General features: G+C 25.7%; 19 protein-coding genes. 7 read left to right on the top strand and 12 right to left on the bottom strand.

The features are described from left to right. Nucleotides 1–42: 42 nt before the first annotated feature. Nucleotides 43–1716, bottom strand: a complete 1674-nt coding sequence (locus T380_RS0102835) for a hypothetical protein (RefSeq protein ID WP_027334389.1) — start codon at nucleotides 1714–1716, stop codon at nucleotides 43–45. 291 nt (nucleotides 1717–2007) lie between these two features. On the opposite strand from T380_RS0102835, the gene rpsB reads away from it, so the two are divergent. Both rpsB and tsf read left to right on the top strand, forming a co-directional pair. Continuing rightward, nucleotides 2008–3066 (top strand): 30S ribosomal protein S2, encoded by a 1059-nt coding sequence (gene rpsB / locus T380_RS04000; protein WP_084259845.1) that lies wholly within the window; start codon nucleotides 2008–2010, stop codon nucleotides 3064–3066. Next, nucleotides 3066–3944: a translation elongation factor Ts gene (gene tsf, locus T380_RS0102845; RefSeq protein WP_027334390.1), complete on the top strand. Its 879-nt coding sequence runs from the start codon at nucleotides 3066–3068 to the stop codon at nucleotides 3942–3944. The genes rpsB and tsf overlap by 1 nt, the downstream gene beginning before the upstream one ends. Before the next feature lie 23 nt (nucleotides 3945–3967). On the opposite strand, the gene yidC is transcribed toward tsf, so the two are convergent. Genes yidC through T380_RS0102865 form a run of 4 tightly spaced genes read right to left on the bottom strand, consistent with a single transcriptional unit; the run spans nucleotide 3968 to nucleotide 6844 of the window. Continuing rightward, complete coding sequence (yidC, locus tag T380_RS0102850; RefSeq protein WP_156930200.1) at nucleotides 3968–5962, bottom strand: membrane protein insertase YidC; 1995 nt, start codon at nucleotides 5960–5962, stop codon at nucleotides 3968–3970. Next, nucleotides 5937–6263 (bottom strand): ribonuclease P protein component, encoded by a 327-nt coding sequence (rnpA, locus tag T380_RS0102855; protein WP_027334392.1) that lies wholly within the window; start codon nucleotides 6261–6263, stop codon nucleotides 5937–5939. The genes yidC and rnpA overlap by 26 nt, the downstream gene beginning before the upstream one ends. Then, nucleotides 6263–6406: a 50S ribosomal protein L34 gene (rpmH, locus tag T380_RS0102860; protein WP_027334393.1), complete on the bottom strand. Its 144-nt coding sequence runs from the start codon at nucleotides 6404–6406 to the stop codon at nucleotides 6263–6265. Before rpmH ends, rnpA begins: the two co-directional genes overlap by 1 nt. 15 nt (nucleotides 6407–6421) lie before the next feature. After that, entirely contained in the window at nucleotides 6422–6844 is a 423-nt protein-coding gene (locus tag T380_RS0102865; RefSeq protein WP_027334394.1) for a ferritin-like domain-containing protein, read from the bottom strand. A 78-nt stretch (nucleotides 6845–6922) separates the two neighbouring features. On the opposite strand from T380_RS0102865, the gene serS reads away from it, so the two are divergent. The 3 genes from serS to upp are packed head-to-tail and all read left to right on the top strand — an operon-like array spanning nucleotide 6923 to nucleotide 9514. Beyond that, on the top strand, nucleotides 6923–8191 hold the full coding sequence (serS, locus tag T380_RS0102870) for a serine--tRNA ligase (protein WP_027334395.1): 1269 nt from the start codon (nucleotides 6923–6925) through the stop codon (nucleotides 8189–8191). A gap of 25 nt (nucleotides 8192–8216) precedes the next feature. Next, nucleotides 8217–8888, top strand: a complete 672-nt coding sequence (deoC, locus tag T380_RS0102875) for a deoxyribose-phosphate aldolase (protein WP_027334396.1) — start codon at nucleotides 8217–8219, stop codon at nucleotides 8886–8888. After that, nucleotides 8888–9514: a uracil phosphoribosyltransferase gene (upp, locus tag T380_RS0102880; protein ID WP_027334397.1), complete on the top strand. Its 627-nt coding sequence runs from the start codon at nucleotides 8888–8890 to the stop codon at nucleotides 9512–9514. Before deoC ends, upp begins: the two co-directional genes overlap by 1 nt. Before the next feature lie 27 nt (nucleotides 9515–9541). Here the strand turns inward: upp and rsmA are convergent, their stop codons facing one another. The 7 genes from rsmA to lysS are packed head-to-tail and all read right to left on the bottom strand — an operon-like array spanning nucleotide 9542 to nucleotide 16756. Next, nucleotides 9542–10306, bottom strand: a complete 765-nt coding sequence (rsmA, locus tag T380_RS0102885) for a 16S rRNA (adenine(1518)-N(6)/adenine(1519)-N(6))-dimethyltransferase RsmA (protein WP_027334398.1) — start codon at nucleotides 10304–10306, stop codon at nucleotides 9542–9544. Beyond that, nucleotides 10299–11069, bottom strand: a complete 771-nt coding sequence (locus tag T380_RS0102890; protein WP_027334399.1) for a TatD family hydrolase — start codon at nucleotides 11067–11069, stop codon at nucleotides 10299–10301. Before T380_RS0102890 ends, rsmA begins: the two co-directional genes overlap by 8 nt. Nucleotides 11070–11074: 5 nt before the next feature. Beyond that, complete coding sequence (mnmE, locus tag T380_RS0102895; protein ID WP_036436968.1) at nucleotides 11075–12412, bottom strand: tRNA uridine-5-carboxymethylaminomethyl(34) synthesis GTPase MnmE; 1338 nt, start codon at nucleotides 12410–12412, stop codon at nucleotides 11075–11077. Nucleotides 12413–12447: 35 nt separating this feature from the next. Further along, nucleotides 12448–13773, bottom strand: a complete 1326-nt coding sequence (gene tig, locus T380_RS0102900; RefSeq protein ID WP_027334401.1) for a trigger factor — start codon at nucleotides 13771–13773, stop codon at nucleotides 12448–12450. Between the two features lie 58 nt (nucleotides 13774–13831). Further along, entirely contained in the window at nucleotides 13832–14467 is a 636-nt protein-coding gene (locus tag T380_RS0102905; protein WP_027334402.1) for a hypothetical protein, read from the bottom strand. After that, on the bottom strand, nucleotides 14457–15284 hold the full coding sequence (locus tag T380_RS0102910) for a Cof-type HAD-IIB family hydrolase (RefSeq protein WP_027334403.1): 828 nt from the start codon (nucleotides 15282–15284) through the stop codon (nucleotides 14457–14459). The genes T380_RS0102905 and T380_RS0102910 overlap by 11 nt, the downstream gene beginning before the upstream one ends. 8 nt (nucleotides 15285–15292) lie before the next feature. Beyond that, on the bottom strand, nucleotides 15293–16756 hold the full coding sequence (gene lysS, locus T380_RS0102915; protein WP_027334404.1) for a lysine--tRNA ligase: 1464 nt from the start codon (nucleotides 16754–16756) through the stop codon (nucleotides 15293–15295). A gap of 54 nt (nucleotides 16757–16810) precedes the next feature. Between lysS and recO the strand changes: the two genes are divergently transcribed. Both recO and T380_RS0102925 read left to right on the top strand, forming a co-directional pair. Then, complete coding sequence (gene recO, locus T380_RS04255; protein ID WP_027334405.1) at nucleotides 16811–17479, top strand: DNA repair protein RecO; 669 nt, start codon at nucleotides 16811–16813, stop codon at nucleotides 17477–17479. Nucleotides 17480–17526: 47 nt separating this feature from the next. Continuing rightward, nucleotides 17527–18352, top strand: an 826-nt coding sequence (locus T380_RS0102925; protein ID WP_027334406.1) for a LacI family DNA-binding transcriptional regulator, incomplete at its 3' end; no start/stop codon positions are given.

The following is an 18352-nucleotide window of genomic DNA, read 5'->3' on the forward strand; positions in this document are numbered from 1 at the left end:
AAAATGTAAAAAATAAAAAAAATTATGAAAAATGAGCCAAAATTACCGTTTTTTATCAAGATATGAGGCAAGTGCAGCTATTAATAAAACCAATAATATTGCAAAAGGACCTCAATAAATAAAGTATGGAACCTCAAATTTTCCGTCTGGACCCAAAAATTTATATAGCACACTATAAGCTGCTATACCAGCAAAAATCAAAACTGTAAATTGAAGAATTCCGGAATTTATAGCTTTTTTCTTTTCTCTTTTTGCATCTTCTACTGTAAATTTTGTTTCAAGTGCAGAAATGCAATAATCTAGTTTAAATTCTATTTCCGAATTATCAAAAATATCTTTTTTGAAATTAAATTCGTTTTTATCATTTATGAATAAATGAAATTCATTTACCTGGTTTTTATAGTATTTAAAAACAGGAACAATATTTTTTAAACCATAAAAATCATATTGAATGCGAGACAAATTATAAACTATTGAATCACAAAGAGCTCTAAATGATTGGATATAGTTATAAAAAACGATAAAATCTTTTATAGTCATTGCTTCTTTTATTCCATCTTTATCTTTTTTATCATAATTTAATATACTATATAGATCTTTTTTATCTGTTGCTATATACCCGTCATTCGCTACACACTTAGTGATACGATCATTTGTTTTTGATTCTGATTTTTCTTCTTTTTTAAAATTAGCTATTTCATTTCATTTTTCGAAATTAATTATTTTTTTGTAAATTGATGAATTTAAAAAATTATTGTATCCCAAACGACTTGAATCTTTAGAATCTAAAAAAATTGTATTAACAGAACTCAAACCTTCATAATCTATTTCGGGATAATTATTTGATAAAGATAATAAACGATCAATTTTACGAGATGATTTTAGTTTAGTTTTTTCGGTAGCTAATTTTAATTTATTTACATATAACGGTGAATATAATGCGCCTTTTAATCTATTTATAAATTTAAGTAAGCTTGTTCTTTTTTTAATAAAAATCAATGAAGAGTAGTCTATATTTTTTTCGTTTCTTGAAATTTCACCATAATTTAAAAACAAGTAATTAACATGTTCTTTTATAAAATTTAATTTTGCTAAATCGGATAATTTAGAAAAATCACTTAAAATATCTTCATGTTTAAAAATAACATGAAATTTTCTTAGAATGTATAAGCTTTTAAAAAAGATTTTTTCTTCATCATTTGATATTAAATCATTAATAGAATACATATAATTAAAATTTAAAATACCTGTGTCATATAATGAATAAAAACAATTTGATTCCTTTTGATTTTTATCTCAAATATTTACCATTAGCTCTTCAAAATCAAAATTTGTTTTTTTCACTCTTTCGGCAAAGTCATTAGAATCATAGTAATTAAATTTATTTTTTAGATTGTATTCCAAAAATAAGTTTTCTTCTTGTTTCATTTCCATTTTTAAAAATTTACTTATTTTCTTAAAGTTGTCATTGGTTTTATTGTTTTTAGATTGAAATGGTAGGTTTAAGAATTTGCCCAAATCTACAGGAATAATATTCAAAATTTGCGTATCTTTAATATGACGTATTTGATTATTAAATCAATCGCAAAATTTATCAAAATTACCTCAATCAATTTCAGAAAAATCAGAGTTTTTTAACGCTTGTTTTTTTTTCTTATTTTTTTGTCTTTTATATTCTCATATTATCTTTCAAGGTATAAATTTTTTATTTTCCATAATAGTTTATTATAAGTTATTTAGTAATATAGTTTCAAAAAATAAAAAGAATTTATTTATCATTTTTTGTTTTTAATTGTTTAAAAATATTCATTTTTCAAAGAATTTATTTATTTTTTGATTCAAAAAATTATCTTATTCTTAACATAAATAACTTATTAATAATTAATATGTTAAAATTATAGAGATTATTTATAATCAAACACTAATATGAATTTCATAAGTGTGCTTTGAGAAAAAGTCTTATGTTTCGAAATATTAGGAAGTAAAACAAAAAAAGGAATTAAATTTATGGAAAAAATAGAACAAGAAAAGAAAGAAAAAAAACTTTCTACCGATAAACCAAAAAGAGTTAAAAAAGAGGAAAAAGTAACTGATGCAACTTTAAAAAATACTAGTGAAAAAAGAAGAAAATTAGTTACAGAACCAACAGAAAAAACAAAATTAGAAAACACAGAAAAAAATGTACAAAAAGAAAATTCAACTGAGTCTTCTAAACCAATAGTTTCAAAAGATAAATTATTAGAATCAGGAGCATACTTCGGACACAAAACATCATTTAGAAACCCTAATATGCAACAATATATTCACATGTCTAAATTTGGAACACATATTATTGATTTAGTTAAAACAACTTTAGCACTTGAATTTGCTTATAGAATAATTAATAAGGCTGCGCAAAAAAATGCTTCATTTATATTTGTTGGAACAAAAAGCCAAGCTAAAAAAGTAACACAAGAACAAGCTATTAGAACAAATTCATTTTATGTTACAGAAAGATGGTTAGGCGGAACATTTACAAACCATAACGAGATTTTCAAAAGAGTTGGATACTTAGAAAAATTAGAAGAACTTGAACAAAATGGATTTGCTGGTTACACCAAAAAAGAAGCTCTTGACAAAACTAAGGAATTAGAAAAATTAAAATTAAATCTTACAGGTATAAGAAAAATGAAGTACTTACCTCATTTCATGATTATTGCCGATCCGCTTGAAAACAAAAATGCTATTAGAGAAGCAAGACAAAAAGGTATAAAAATAATTGGTATCTCTGACACAAACTTTGATCCAAACTTGATTGATATACCTATACCAGCAAATGATGACTCATCAAAAACAATTCAATTAATAATTACAATATTGGCTGACGCTATAGCAACCGCTCAAGGTCAAAAAGCTAAATTTGCTTATGAACCAGATGAAAATATTGTTTTTGATGTTGAAGAAGAAAAAGAAAATAAAGATAAAAAACCTTTTGTTAAAAAACCATTTGTTTCAAATCAAAAACAATCAAGTAATTGAAAAGTAAGTCGTCAACCTAAAACACAACAAGAAAAAGAGGTAAAATAATGGCCGACAATAAATTAGAACTTATTAAAAAAATTAGAGAAATTACTGATGCTCCAATGTTAGATTGCAAAAAATCACTTGAAGAATCTGGTTGAGATTTAGATAAAGCAATTCAATGATTAAATGAAAATAAATTAAAAAAAGCTGCTAAAAAATCAACAAGAATAGCTGCTGAAGGAATAGTTAAATTTATTAAAAATAATAAATATGCTGTTCTCTATGAATTAAATAGTGAAACAGACTTTGTTGTTCAAAACCAAAAATTTATTGATTTAAGTAAAAAAATCGAAGAATTGTTACTATCAAATAAATTTAATAATGAAGAAGAATTAGAAAAAATAAAAACAAAAGATAATAAAAACATTAAACTTTTATGTGACGAAGCAACAGGTGTTATTGGTGAAAAAATAGCTTTACGTAGAGCTGTTCAATTACCGGTAAATAATAAATTGGTAGTTGGGTATACTCACAATAATAATAAAATAGCGGTTATTGTTGTAGGTGAGGGTCAAAACGAAACAATTTTAAGAAATGTTGGTATGCAAGTAGCTGCTATGAATCCGCAATATGCATTAGTAAAAGATGTTCCAAATGAACAAATTAAAAAAATGGAAACAGAATTCAAAAAAGATCCTTCATTAGCTAAAAAACCTGAAAAAATTCAAGAAAAAATTATTGAAGGAAAAATAAATAAAGAATTATCTGAATTCGTTTTAGAAAAACAAGCATTCGTAATGGAATCAGGAATGAGTGTAGAACAATATCTAAAACAAAACAATACGGTTCTTATTAGTTTTATTCGTTATGAATTAGCCGAAGGGGTTGAAAAACAAGTAGTTAATTTCGCTGATGAAGTTGCTGCGCAAATGAAAAAATAAAAAAATCTGGTTAACAGATTTTTTTATATTGCACTTTCTTGCTTAATAAGTTTTTTCTTTTCTTGACGTTCGCGGTATCATTTTGAAACAAGTATTTTATGAACAACATATGTTTGAATTAATGATCATACACCACCAACCATTCAGTATACTTGAACACCAGCGGTTAACATGACAGTAAATATTATAAATACAATAATAATAATATTTTGTGTTTTATTTTGTTTTTTCATTGTTGCTTTTTCAATAGCATTCGTTCTTTCTTTTAACCTTTTATTTGAAAGAATCCTAGGTAATAATTGAGATGCTATTTGAATTGCAATCGTAACTATTAAAATTGGTAAATAAGCAAATTGCCCACCAAATAATTCATGTCACGATGTACTTGAATAATTTATACCAAGTCATGTTGTCGATTTCATTGATGGCATAGCTTGAATTATTTTTCACATAGCAATGAATATAGGTGTTGAAATAATTATATTAATAAAGGGATCTAATAAATTAATTCCATTTTTGCGGTAAAGTTGTTGGATTTCCATTCTTTTACGGTTTTCCATCATTTTATTACCTTTATAATTAATATATTTAGCTTCTATTTTTGCTTTTTGAGCATTTAGATTTTGTTGTTTTTGAGCAGTAAATAAGGACTTATAAGTAAACGCTAAAGAAATTAAACGAGTAATAACAATAGCTATAATAATAATAATTAAACTTTCTCAACCATGCATTTCTGGCATAGCATCGCTTATAGCTATCATGAGTGATGCAAGAGGTCAAACAACCATTCCATAAAATGGACCAAGTTTTCATGCATCACCCCAATTTGTTAAAGGATCTTGATTATTGTATGATGCGAAAAGTAAACTTTCAACTGAATTACCTTTAGCGCTATCATTACTTTTTAAATTAGTTTCTCCACCAAATTCTATTTGATTATTATATCTATTAATAGAAAACTTACACATTAACATATAATTTTTAATAACACGGTCATATGATTCAAGTAATGTTTTTTCATCATTTGTTAAATCCCTATTTATTGGTTTATATGTGCCATCCGATTGTTTTATTGCAATTCTTTTTAAAAATGAGTTTATATCGGCATCATGTGTTTTATTAAGAAGTTCTTTAAAATTATCTTTTCTATCTTCGATTAAAAGATCATCATTATTCGCAAAAAATGTTTTATTATAAAGAGTTTGCAAAACATCCCTAGCAAACTTAGCATTATTGTTGATAGAGTCATCACTAACATTACTGATTTCAGCGAAATTTATTGCCGTTAATTTATTAGGGTTAGAAGAATCAAATGAATATCCCATATATTGAACTTCTTCATTGTTAGATGTATAACTTTTTGTTTGTTTTATATCTGGTTCAAAATTTAATGCTCCCGTTGCCCCAACGATTGGTATACCATTAACTTTTTCTTGAATAAATCTTGGCATTGGAACTAGGATATTTGAAAAATCATTAACTATAGAATATTTTTTTTGTTTTTCATTTTTATACAAATATTTTCCATTTTTGTTGTAAATATCATCAACACTTTTTTGCATACCTTTTTTATAAAAAGTTAAAGATGATGAGTTGTAGTGTCCATAAATTTCTTCATTATTTTGGGGTGTAAATCCTAAGTCCTTGTTTGTTTGTTCGCGAAGTTTTACAATTACGTCTTCATTATTTAAATATTTATTCCCATCAATTTTTTTATAAAAATTATCATTATTGTCATATTTCATAACGGTTACTGTAGGGGTAATTTTATTTTTTGATAAATAAAATTCCTGTCCACTACCTGAAATTGAGTCAGTTTTAAAAATAAACGTTTGAATGCACCCCGTAGTTGTTATAGTAAAAAGCAAGAAATAAATCATTGCTTTCAAAATTTTTCAAATTAGTTTTCAGGTTTTTTTAGGGTTATATTTTTTATTTTTTTCGCCACTTGTGTTATTTGAAAAATAATCTAAATGACTTGATCGATGTTGATTACCCATGTTTTTTGACCTTTCCAAACAATTTTTTAATCGATTCTAACTTAGATTTAAAATCCAATTCTAAAAATTGTTTTCTAATAATAATTACAAAATGGTAAGTAAATTCAAAAACATTTAAATTCGCAATAATGCTACGAACTTGTCTTCTTAAATAGTTTCTTTTTACCGCATTCGCAAATTTCTTAGGAATTGATATACCTATTTTAAATTCATTTGCTTTTTTAAAATACAAAATTAGTTCTTTATTAAGAACTTGGTTTTTCTGTTCAATAATTTGTTGGAATTCCCAATTCTTTCGTATTCTATATTTTTTATTCATTATTTATCAGAAACAGTAAGTTGCGCTCTTCCTTTAGCACGACGTGCTGCTAAAACTTTTCTTCCACCAGCTGTCGCCATTCTTTCACGAAATCCATGAGTTTTTATGTGTTTGATTTTGTTTGGTTGATATGTTCTTTTCATATTTTCCTTTCTTCTTTAAATTTCTTCAGCATCAGTAATAACTGATTCAAATTGTCATCTTGCTTTTAAAATTCATTTATTTAATTCATCAATAATTGGTTGACTTAACATGTCTCATTTGTTTGTGGTTGTAAAATCTAAAAGTTTTTCAAAATCGTCAACAATAACTGATGCTATAAATAACGAATCATATCTTTTGGCTTCAATTTGAGCAATAATCGATAATGATTTTAATGTATTTAAATCACATGTTGCAATTTCATTTAATTGCACTATTAGTTCAGCAACATCATCAATTGACTTATGGCACAAATCAATTAATTCCCCCAACTTGTCATGAGTTTGAAAATGATCATAGCCTACAACATGTCAATGAAAATTTTTTAGTTTGTGAGCCATAATTTCTAAACTAGCATGTAGTTTTAACAAATTATTCATGTTTTCCTCCTTTTAAAAATAGTTTAAATAAATATATAATTACTATTATAATATAAAATAAATTATATTTGGAGGAAAATGTTAGATATTAAATTTATAATAGATAACCAAGAATATGTAAAAGAAAAACTCTCTCAAAGAGGGTTTGATGTAAGTATTATTGATGAATTATCACTAAAAGCTAAAGAGCTTGGAAAAGTAATGTTTTCAAATCAAGAAATGCAATCAAAAATTAAGGCATTATCATCTGATATTGCTAAAAATAAAAATGATAAAAAAATTGTTGAAGACATTAAAAATCAAATAACAGAAATCAAAAATAATCAACAAAAATTAAAGAAAAAAGAAGATGAATTAAATGAATTTGTAAAATATAATTTAGAGAGAATACCAAACATTCCACTTGATGAGGTACCTGTAGGTAAGGATGAAAATAATAATGTTGTAATTGCCGAACATTCGAAACTTGGGAAAGGTCTAGTAAATCAACCAATTTCTCATGATACATTGGGAGCAGAATTTGAAATTTTTGATATTCCTAGAGCAGTAAAACTTTCTGGTTCTAGATTTGTTTTATTTAAAAAAGATGGTGCAAAACTAATAAGAGCGATACAAAATTTTATGTTAGATGAACATATTAAACGTGGTTATATAGAATATAACACTCCTGTTTTAGTTAAAGAAAATATAATGTATGGAACAGGTCAATTACCAAAATTTGAAGAAGATCTTTTTAAACTAACAAACAATTTATATTTAATTTCAACGGCTGAAGTAAGTCTCACAAATATTTTTAATAATGAAATAGTAGATTTAACAAATCCAATAAAACTTACAGCTTTTACAGAATGTTTTAGGTCAGAAGCTGGAAGTGGTGGCAAAGATACGAAAGGTATTATTAGAAGCCATCAATTTAAAAAGGTTGAGCTTGTAAAAATTGTAAAAGAAGAAGATTCAAAGAAAGAATTTGAACTTCTTTTATCGGATGCAAAAAATATACTAGAAAAATTGGAACTTCCATTTCGCGAAGTTATTCTTTGTACAGGTGATTTAGGGTTTAGTTCACAAAAAACAATAGATTTAGAAGTTTGAATGCCAAGCGAATTTAAATATCGTGAAATATCAAGCGTTTCAACTTTTGGCGATTTTCAAGGTAGAAGAGCAATGATTCGTTACAAAGACAATGACGGAAATAACAAATATGCATACACAATTAATGGTTCTGGTTTAGCTATAGATAGATTAATTGCAGCAATTATTGAAAACAACTATGATGAAAAGAATAATTTAATCACAATACCAAAAGCATTATGGAGTTATTTTGGTAAAAAAACAATAACAAAATAATAAAATATTATAAAAAGGAGTAAAAATGACAAAAAAAGAAATGGCAAGAATGATTGACCACACATATTTAAAACCAGAAGGTACAAAAAAAGAAATTGATAAATTAATAGATGAAGCTATAAAATATGACTTTAAAACAGTTTGTGTTAATTCTTCATGAGTTAAATATGTTAAAACAAAACTTGAAAAAACAAATACTGGAATTACAAGTGTAATTGGTTTTCCATTGGGTGCGGGAATAACACAATCGAAAGCACAAGAAGCAAAATTAGCAATTTCTCATGGCGCTGATGAAATAGATATGGTTATAAATATTGGTAAATTAAAGGAAAAAGAATACGAATATGTTCTTAATGATATAAAAGCAGTAAAAAAAGAGTGTGGAAAACATATATTAAAAGTTATTGTTGAAACCGCATTATTAACAAGCGAAGAAATTATTAGGGCAACAGAAATTGTTCTTAATTCGGGGGCGGAATTTGTTAAGACATCAACAGGTTTCTCATATCGCGGAGCTTCTCTTGATGATGTTAAACTTATGTACTCGATTACTCAAGGAAAAATACAAATTAAAGCTGCTGGAGGAATTTCAAATTCTAGCAACCTAGAAGCAATGTATAAAGCTGGCGCAACAAGATTTGGAACATCTCGTTCTGTTGCTATTTTGGAAGGTTTAGAAAGTAAAGAAGGTTATTAATGCTTAAAATAATAAACCATCCTCTAATAGATATCAAATTAACAGTAATGCGCGATAAAAACACAGATCATACATTATTTAGGAAAAATTTAAATGAAATAGCTTCATTAATGGTATATGAAATCTTAAGAAATTACAAAACAAAGGTAAAAGAAATCTCAACTCCTATAATAGATAATTTTAATGGTTCAACATTTGATAAAGAAATTGTTATAGTTCCTATATTAAGAGCTGGTTTAGGAATGACTCAAGGAATTTTAGATCTTGTTCCTCAAGCAAAAACTGGACACATCGGGCTTTATAGAGATGAAAAGACGTTTAAACCACAAACATATTTCTACAAAATGCCTTCTGTTCCAAAAGATAGTTACATAATTGTTGTTGATCCAATGTTGGCAACAGGTAATAGCGCTATAGATTCTATTGAGAAATTAAAAAGAGATGGATTTGAAAATATTGAACTTGTTTGTTTGGTTGGTGCTCCTGAAGGTGTGAAAAAGATACAAGATAAATATGGAAAAAATTTAAATATTTATCTTGCTGCAATGGATGAGAAATTAAACGAAAATAACTATATTGTTCCAGGATTGGGTGATGCTGGAGATAGAATATTTGGTACAAAATAAAAAATCAACTAAATGTTGATTTTTTATTTATTTTAATAATTCATACAACTCTATTAATGTATCTAAAGATAATTCTTGTGCTCGGCAATTTAATGATAGATTCATTTTTTTAAATACTAATGTCAATAATTCCTTTTCATATTTTGAAATCAAATTTTTAATCAAAATTTTTCTTCTGAATTGAAAACAAATAGAAATAAATTTTAATAAATTTTCATAATCATAATAGACATCATTTTTAAAAATGAATTTGGCAACAGAAGAAATAACTTTAGGGGATGGAGAAAAGGAACTAGGTTTAACATCAAACAACTTTTCTACATTGGCAAATATTTTTGTTGAAATAGATAATTTTGAATAATTTGAAGTATTTGGATAAGCCAGAATTCTATCTAATACCTCTTTTTGCATCATAATTATTGCTTCTTTTATATTTTTATGATTTTCAAATAATTTAAAAAGTATATCAGAGGTTATATTATAAGGAATATTTGCAACGATTTTAATATCATAATTAGGCAATTCTTTTTTTAAAAAATCCCCTTCTACCAATTCAAAATTATTGCTACTAATTTGATTTTTAAGTAATGAGACTAATTCTTTATCTACCTCATATGAAATTACTTTTTTGGCTTTTTTAATAAGTTTTTTAGTAATTGCGCCTGTTCCCGGTCCTATTTCGACAACAATATCTTCATTTGTAATATTTGCTGCTTCAATAATCTTATTTTTAATATTTTCATCTATTAAAAAATTTTGACCAAATTTCTTTTTTGGAATAATGTTATTCATTTAAGTTAAAAAACCTTTTTGTATTTTTGTATATTTTATCAGCAAGTTTATCAGGCGCTATTTCTTTTAAACCGGCAATAAAAAATAAAACATACTTAACATAATTGGGATAATTTGTTTCTCCGCGATGAGGAGGGGGGGCTAAATATGGGGAATCTGTTTCAGTAAAAATTCGATCATACGGTAATCATTTAACAACTTCTTGTGCTTTTTTGTTGTTAAAAAGTAGTGTGCCACTAAACGAAAAATATCCTCCTAAATCATAAATTTTTTTAGCATATTCTAAATCCTCACTATATGTGTGAATTGCAAACTTTAAATTTTTACTTTTATATTCTTTTAAAACATTAAGTAAATCATTTGCCGCATCTCTTAAATGGATTACAATAGGAATATTTTTTCTTAGAGCAATTTCTATTTGACCTTTAAACATTTCTATTTGTTTTTCTTTAGAAGGATTTTTTTCATGACTATAATCAAGCCCTATTTCCCCAATTGCTTTTACTGATTTATTTTCAACCATTTTCTCAAGCATTTCTAAATCTTTTATATTTCATGATTGAGATGGATGAATACCTATTACTGCAAAACTATTTTTTGTAAACTTTTTTGATAATTCTATAATTTCTTCATCTTCTTTTATATTACAACCACAAATACCTAGCACAGATAGATTTTTTTTCTCTATTGCCTCAATCATTACTTTTTCTGGTTGTTTATAATACTCTTTTAATGGGTGACAGTGAATATCAACAAATTTCATCCTACCTACTTTCCTAAACAAAAATTCCTAAAAATAGAATCAATCAATTCTTCTCTATTAACTTGCCCAGTTATTTCTTTTAATGATTCTCAAGCCGCAATAACATCAATTATGATCAAATCGGGGGTTAAACTATTTTTCATAGAATTTATTGCATTATCAATATTATTTATACTTTTTCTAATCAACCCTAATTGACGAATATTATTAATAGAATCACTTTCATTGTAATCAATATTTTTAAAATCTTCAATAAGTGTTTTTTCTAATTGCTCTATATCGTTATTTAATGCGCTAATTTTAATAATGTTTTTATCTGATTTTATTATGTCATTTTTATTTAAAACATTAATACATTTTTTATTGTTTTTCAAGACTAATTCTTTAATTTTATTGTCATATTTATCATTTTCGCGCTCATCAAATAAATGAATTACTATATCACATTCACTTATTAAATCCAAACCTTTGTTAATTCCTATTTCCTCTATTTTATTTTTAGGTTTTCTTATTCCGGCTGTATCAATTATTTTAAATAAAATATTATCGATTTGTATTTCTGTTTCTATTACATCTCTTGTAGTTCCCGCAATATTTGTAACAATTGCTTTATTTTCTTTTTTAAGGGCATTAAGCAAACTTGACTTACCTACATTTGGTTTTCCTAAAATTAATATCTTTATACCTTCAAATAGTTTTATGTTTCTTTCCGATTTAGATAATAAAACTTTTAATTTTTGAGAAATATCATTGAGAACATTTAAAAATTTATCATTATTTATGTCTTCCACATCATTATATTCTGGATAATCTATATTAACCTCCAAATTACCAATATATAATTCTAAATTTGCAATAATATTATTTAAATAGTCATATGTACCCTGAGTAAATTTATTTGCCGATAAAAGGACTTGAGATTTTGTTTTAGCAAAAATCATATCATGTATTGCATCAGCTTTAGTTAGATCAATTTTTTTATTAAAAAAAGCTCTTTCAGTAAATTCTCCATTTTTTGCTATTCTTGCCCCATTTGCTAATAACAATTCTAGAATTCAATTAGTAACCACAGAACCACCGTGACAATTAATTTCAATCATTGTTTCACCAGTATATGTTTTATCACCATAATAAAACATAACTAAAACTTCATCAACCATTTTCTTTCCATCGTAAATAAATCCATAGCTAATTCCTTTAGAATTTTTTTTAGGATCTAATATTTTCCCGTTAAAAATTTTTTCTAAAATTTTTATTGAATCGGCACCAGACATTCTAACAATACCTATTGGTTGATTGACGTTTCTTCCAGAACTAATAGCTGCAATAGTATCTTGTATCATTTAGCCTCTCTTAATTAAAATAATGCCTTTTGGCATTATTTATATATTATTAATTTATTTTCTTTTATTTTTTTATTGCCTTCAGTATCAAGTTCGTTAAGAAAAGCATCAAAAAACTTGTCTGTAGTAATTAATTCTTTTATGTATGAAACTGGTTGAGCTTTTTTAAGTTCTTCTACTTTATCTTGGATTTTATATTTTTTTGCCATATCAATATAATATTTCTCAATTTCTTTATCTGACACTTTTATTTTTAATTGCTCTATTAATCAAGCATTTATTAGTTTCTTTTGAACATTCTTGCTTGCTTCTAGTTCAAGATCTTTGTTTAATTTTTCTTTATCATATCCACTTGTTTCGATATATTCTTCTCTTGTAAAACCAGATTTTTTTAATTTATCATCAAAAACATTATTAACTACCGAAATTTCTTTTTTAAGAAGCGGTTCTGGAACAGGAATATTATTATTTTCAGCCAATTTAGCAATTGCCTCATTTACCACTTGGTCTTTTGCATGCACTAGTTCAGATTGAATTGTTTGATTTTTAAAACTTTCAAATAATTCATCATATGTTTTATATTGAGGTGTTTTTAGTGATTTAACAAAATTATCATCAAATTTTGGAAACTCAAGTTCCTGAACATCATTTATTTTTACGTCAAACTCTGCATTTTTGCCATTCAAATTCATACGGTAATAATTTTCTGGCATTTTAATTTTTATCTTTTTAGATTCACCTTTTTTCATTCCATTAAGTTTAGCTTCAAATTCTGGTAGAAAACTATTTTGTCCCAACTCGATTTCCAATTCTTCAGCATCTCTGCCTTCAAATTTTTGACCATCAATAATTCCAGTAAATGAAACATTTACTTTACTGTTATTTGTAACTTTTTCAGCAGGTTTCCAAATACCCATTGATTTAAATGATAATTTAATAGTGTTTTCGATATCTTTTTTTGTAACTATCTTTTCTTGTAACTTAAGATTTAATTTTGAATAATCTAAATCAAAACGTTTTGGAAGAACAGGGTAAATGAATTCTAAAACAAGTGCTTCATCTTCCGCTTTTGCAATATTAAGTTTTGGTTGAGATAAAATAGTATTTTTTTTACCAGCTTCTTCTAATGCAACTTTTTCTAAATCAGGAAAAATTTTATTTAAAGCTCTGTTTATTACATCAGCTTTATTTACTGGTTTTAGTAAATGAGCTGGAGCTTTACCTTTTCTAAAACCTGGAATATTTTGTTGAGATTGTAGATATGAAGTAGCTTTTTTTTGTTTTTCTATTCAATCATTTTTATCAGCTTCTACTGCTACAGTAAGTGTAGAATCTTTATCATTGTATGTAATTTTTGGCATATTTCTCCGTTCTATAATATAAACTAAATAAAATTATATATAAATAATTTAATATTTTTTAGTTTTTAATATTAAGCATAATTTCTGCTTTACTTATAACTTCATTGATACTTGTATACTCTTTTATAAAATAATTTGGAAAATTTTTATCATAAATTTCCATTGCCAAAAGAGAAGATATTTTGTATGTAGATATATCTTTAAAAGTTTTATTCTCCAATTCTTTTAAAAATTTTTGAATTTGATTTGTTTTATACCAAAACCCAACATTACATGGATTAATTGTAAAATTATTTATCTCAAAATCTTTGTTAATCTTATTAAAAACTAATGAATCATAAAGTGATATTTTTTTATTTATTGGTGTGTGTTTATCATTTAATTTTTTATTTATATTTAAGATAAAAAATTCTTTCAAATCTTTGTCCTTTTCCAATGAAAAATCAACAATTTCTAATCACAAATCATTTTTTATGTTTTTAAGAATCTTTAAGTGTTTATCCTCTTTTTTATCAATATTTTTAATTTTATCTAAAATATTATTTTTATATTTTTTTAAATCTAATACTATTTCATCAAAAAGATAATATTTTTCATTAAGATTATCGATTTCCTTAAGTAATTCATTCCAATTTTGCATTCTTTCCAAATCATACAAACGATCTCAAAATGCATCTTTATTACTAGATCTCATTTTTTAAAAATAACCCTATTGAACCTTCATTGTGATCACCAATAATAACATCAGCTACAGATTTTAATTCCTCAGTTGCGTTACCCATGGCAACACCAATATGAGCATTCTCTATCATTTCTATATCATTATTACTATCACCAAACGCTACTAAATGACTTGAATTTTCTCTTAATAATTTTAAAACATATTGTATTCCTGTAAATTTTGATGTTCCGGCTGGATTTACATCTATAAAAAATCTATTTGTTATGTATGCTTTTGCATCTGTTACATGTTGGCTAATTTTATCATGTCACATGACGTTTTCTGCCTCTTTTATTCTAACGGCATACTTAGCAATTGTATTTTTATTATTACCAATTTTCATATAATCTCAAACATCTTTTTCTTTTGAATAAACACGACTATCAAACCCTGTTGTAAAATCTTCATATTTATATCATTCTGGAATAGTGTCACCATCATTTTTCACTAATGTAAAATCACGCATTGGAGTGTCTATAGTTAGCACAAGATCATATTTGTTTTTTATATCCATAAAATATTGAATGTGTTCGGGATTGAGTGTTTTAAGAATTGTATACTTATCTTTTTTAATATCATAAACAACTGCACCATTTGAACAAACAATATAATCAAAAAATGGAACTTCATCAAGAAGTAATTTAGCTGATGGCAAACCTCTTCCTGTCGCAACAACTAAAATTCCTCCATTGTTTTTAATTTTTTTTAATATTTCTTTTGTTTGAGGATGTACAACACTATCTTTTGTCAGTAAAGTTCCATCCGCATCAAATGCATAAATTTTTTTCATTTGTTTCCTTACTTTCTTTTTAAAGTAGGGAATAAAAGCACTTCCCTAATACTATCTTGATTTGTTAAAAGCATAATTAAACGATCAATACCTATTCCACATCCGCCAGCAGGTGGCATGCCATATTCAAGAGCTGTCACAAAATCATAATCTACTTCATTGGCTTCATCGTTACCCGCTTTTGCTTCATTAACTTGATCCTCAAAACGTTTTAATTGATCTATCGGATCATTTAATTCGGTATACATATTTGCATATTCTTTTTTATTTATAAATAATTCTGCGCGCTCAGTAAATCTTTCATCACTGGATTTTGCAGAAAGAGGCGATATTTCAATAGGATGCCCTATTACAAATGTTGGTTCTACTAGTGTATGCTCTACTAATTCTTCAAATAATGCATTAATAATATGACCTATAGTAAAATATTTCTCAATTTTTATTTTGTATTTTTTCGCAATTTCACATGCTTTTTCAAAATCTACACTTTTAAAATCAACACCTACTTGTTTAGAAACTTCATCAACCATGTTAATATTATTAAATCTTTTTGTTAATGGAAACTCTATATCATTAAATTTGAATGAATTTATCCCTAAACTTTTACATATATGTTTTATCAATTTTTCTGTATGCTCAATCATTCCATAAACATTAGAATATGCTTCATAAAATTCAATCGATGTAAATTCGGGGTTGTGTGTTGTATCAATACCTTCATTTCTAAATATTTTGCCTATTTCATAAACACGATCAATACCACCTACAAGCAATTTTTTAAGAGGTAATTCTGTAGCTACACGTAAATAGTAATCTTGATTTAGTGCATTATGATGAGTTTTAAAAGGTTTTGCACTAGCCCCTCCTAAATAATCATGCAATAAAGGTGTTTCCACTTCTAAATAATCGTTTTTATTAAAGTAATCGCGAATTAAGCCTATAACTTTGCTACGAACTATAAACCTATTTTTTGATTCCTCATTCATAATTAGATCAAGGTACCTTTTACGATATTTTTCTTCTGTATCAACTAAACCATGAAATTTTTCTGGTAATGGTTTTAAAGATTTAGTTACTAATTTTAACAATGACACACGTATTGTTACCTCATTTGTATGTGTTTTCATCACTATACCTTCAACATAAATAATGTCGCCTAGGTCTAATTTTTCAAAAATATTGTTGTATTGTTCCAAATCTTTTTTAGAATAATAAGCTTGAATTTGCCCTTTTGTATCTTGCAAAACTAAAAATGAACCTCTTTTTGCCATTACTCTTCCAGCAAATTTAACTTTAAATGGCTTTTTTGATTCTAATTCCTCTCTAGATATTTTCGAAAATTTTTCTTTTAACCTTGTAGATAAAGTCAAATCTTTAAAGTCATAACTTTTAGGATATGGATTAACATTTATGCTTTTATAATACCCTAATTTTTCTATTCTTACCAATTCTTGATCGTTCAATTTAATCATTATTCTCCTTATATATAATTAAAATTATAATAAATATATTGTATATTAATTAGTATGGGGTTAGAGAGAAAAAAGGGAATTATAGTTAATAAAATTAATTATGATGAATTTGATATGATTATTTCCTTACTTACAAATAAAGGTGTTTTGAATTTTTTAGCAAAGGGCATTAGAAAACCAAATAGTAAAAATTCAACAAATTTAAATATTTTTTCTATAGTTGAGTGCGAAATATTTCTAGCTAGGTTGGATGGTAAAATTTCCAAGTTAAAAAAAGCTATTGCTATTAAAAATTTCGACTACACAAATAAATACAATTTATCAATAAATGATGATTTATTTTTTATATTCAAAAATACAGAATATATTAATTCTGATTTCTTACAAAAATATGAACTATTTTTGTCTAATATTGGTGATAACAAAACCAATTTTTGATTATCCTGACTTTATGCAAATTCAATAATGATAAAACCTATTATTCCCGCATATAATCATTGCCATATTTGCAATTCTAATCAAAACTTACAATACTTTTGTTGACATGATGGTGGTATGGTTTGTGAAAATCACACAAATAATAAAACAAGTGAAAAACAACTTTGACAATATTACTATTTGTTCACAAATGTACATAAATATATTGAAAACTGTACAATTTATGACAATATTCGTATTTTAAAAGAAATAAAAATTTTTCTTAACAACAATGGTTATTACTAAAATGTGAAATATTTCCACATTTTCATAATTTAAAGTATAATTTTTTTATGTCGAAATTAACATATAAAGATATAGCGAAAAAAGCAAAGGTAAGCGTAAGTACGATTTCTAGATATTATAATAATGGTTATGTTAGCAAAAAAAATAAAGCCTCAATACAAAAAATAGTAGAATATTATGACTTTGTACCCAATAGCGGGGCAAGACTAATAAGAGGACAAGTTAATATAATTTACATTATTCTACCTGAGTTATCAAGCCATGTTTTTAGTGATGTTGTAGCTGGAATTGAAGTAGAAGCATCACTTAAAGGCAAATATGTATTTGTTACACATGCTAAACCAACAACTGAAGGTTTTATAGAAAAAATTAAATACATAAATTCATGAAAACCGGGTGCTATTATTTTATTTTTACCTTATTACGATGAAAAAATAGATGAGTTTTTAAAACAACACAATGATTCAAATATCGTTGTTTATGGATTTGAAACAAAATATGCAAAATATGCAATGTATGAAGATAAAGATATGTTTTACAAACTTGTAAAATCGTACTATCATAGTAAACCTGTTAAAAAATTAATATTTTTAATATGTGATTCCCTTACAGAAAAACAAAAAAAAGAATGAGTAAAATCATTTAAAAAATCTACAACTGAATTAGATATAGAAAGAATTGAATATGTAATTAATAACTATAAAGATGCAGATGTTGATAAATTTTTAGATTTTGTAAAAACTAATAAAATTTATGACATAGTTTGTTCTACGCATGAAACATTTATGAATTTATTAGCAAAAGTTGATAGTTCATTAAACCTAAATTTGACAGACATTGGATATAAATCAATTTATGACTATAACAAAAAAT

The sequence above is a fragment of the Mycoplasma elephantis ATCC 51980 genome (genome assembly GCF_000687815.1).
Classification (GTDB): domain Bacteria; phylum Bacillota_I; class Bacilli_A; order Mycoplasmatales; family Metamycoplasmataceae; genus Mycoplasma_H; species Mycoplasma_H elephantis.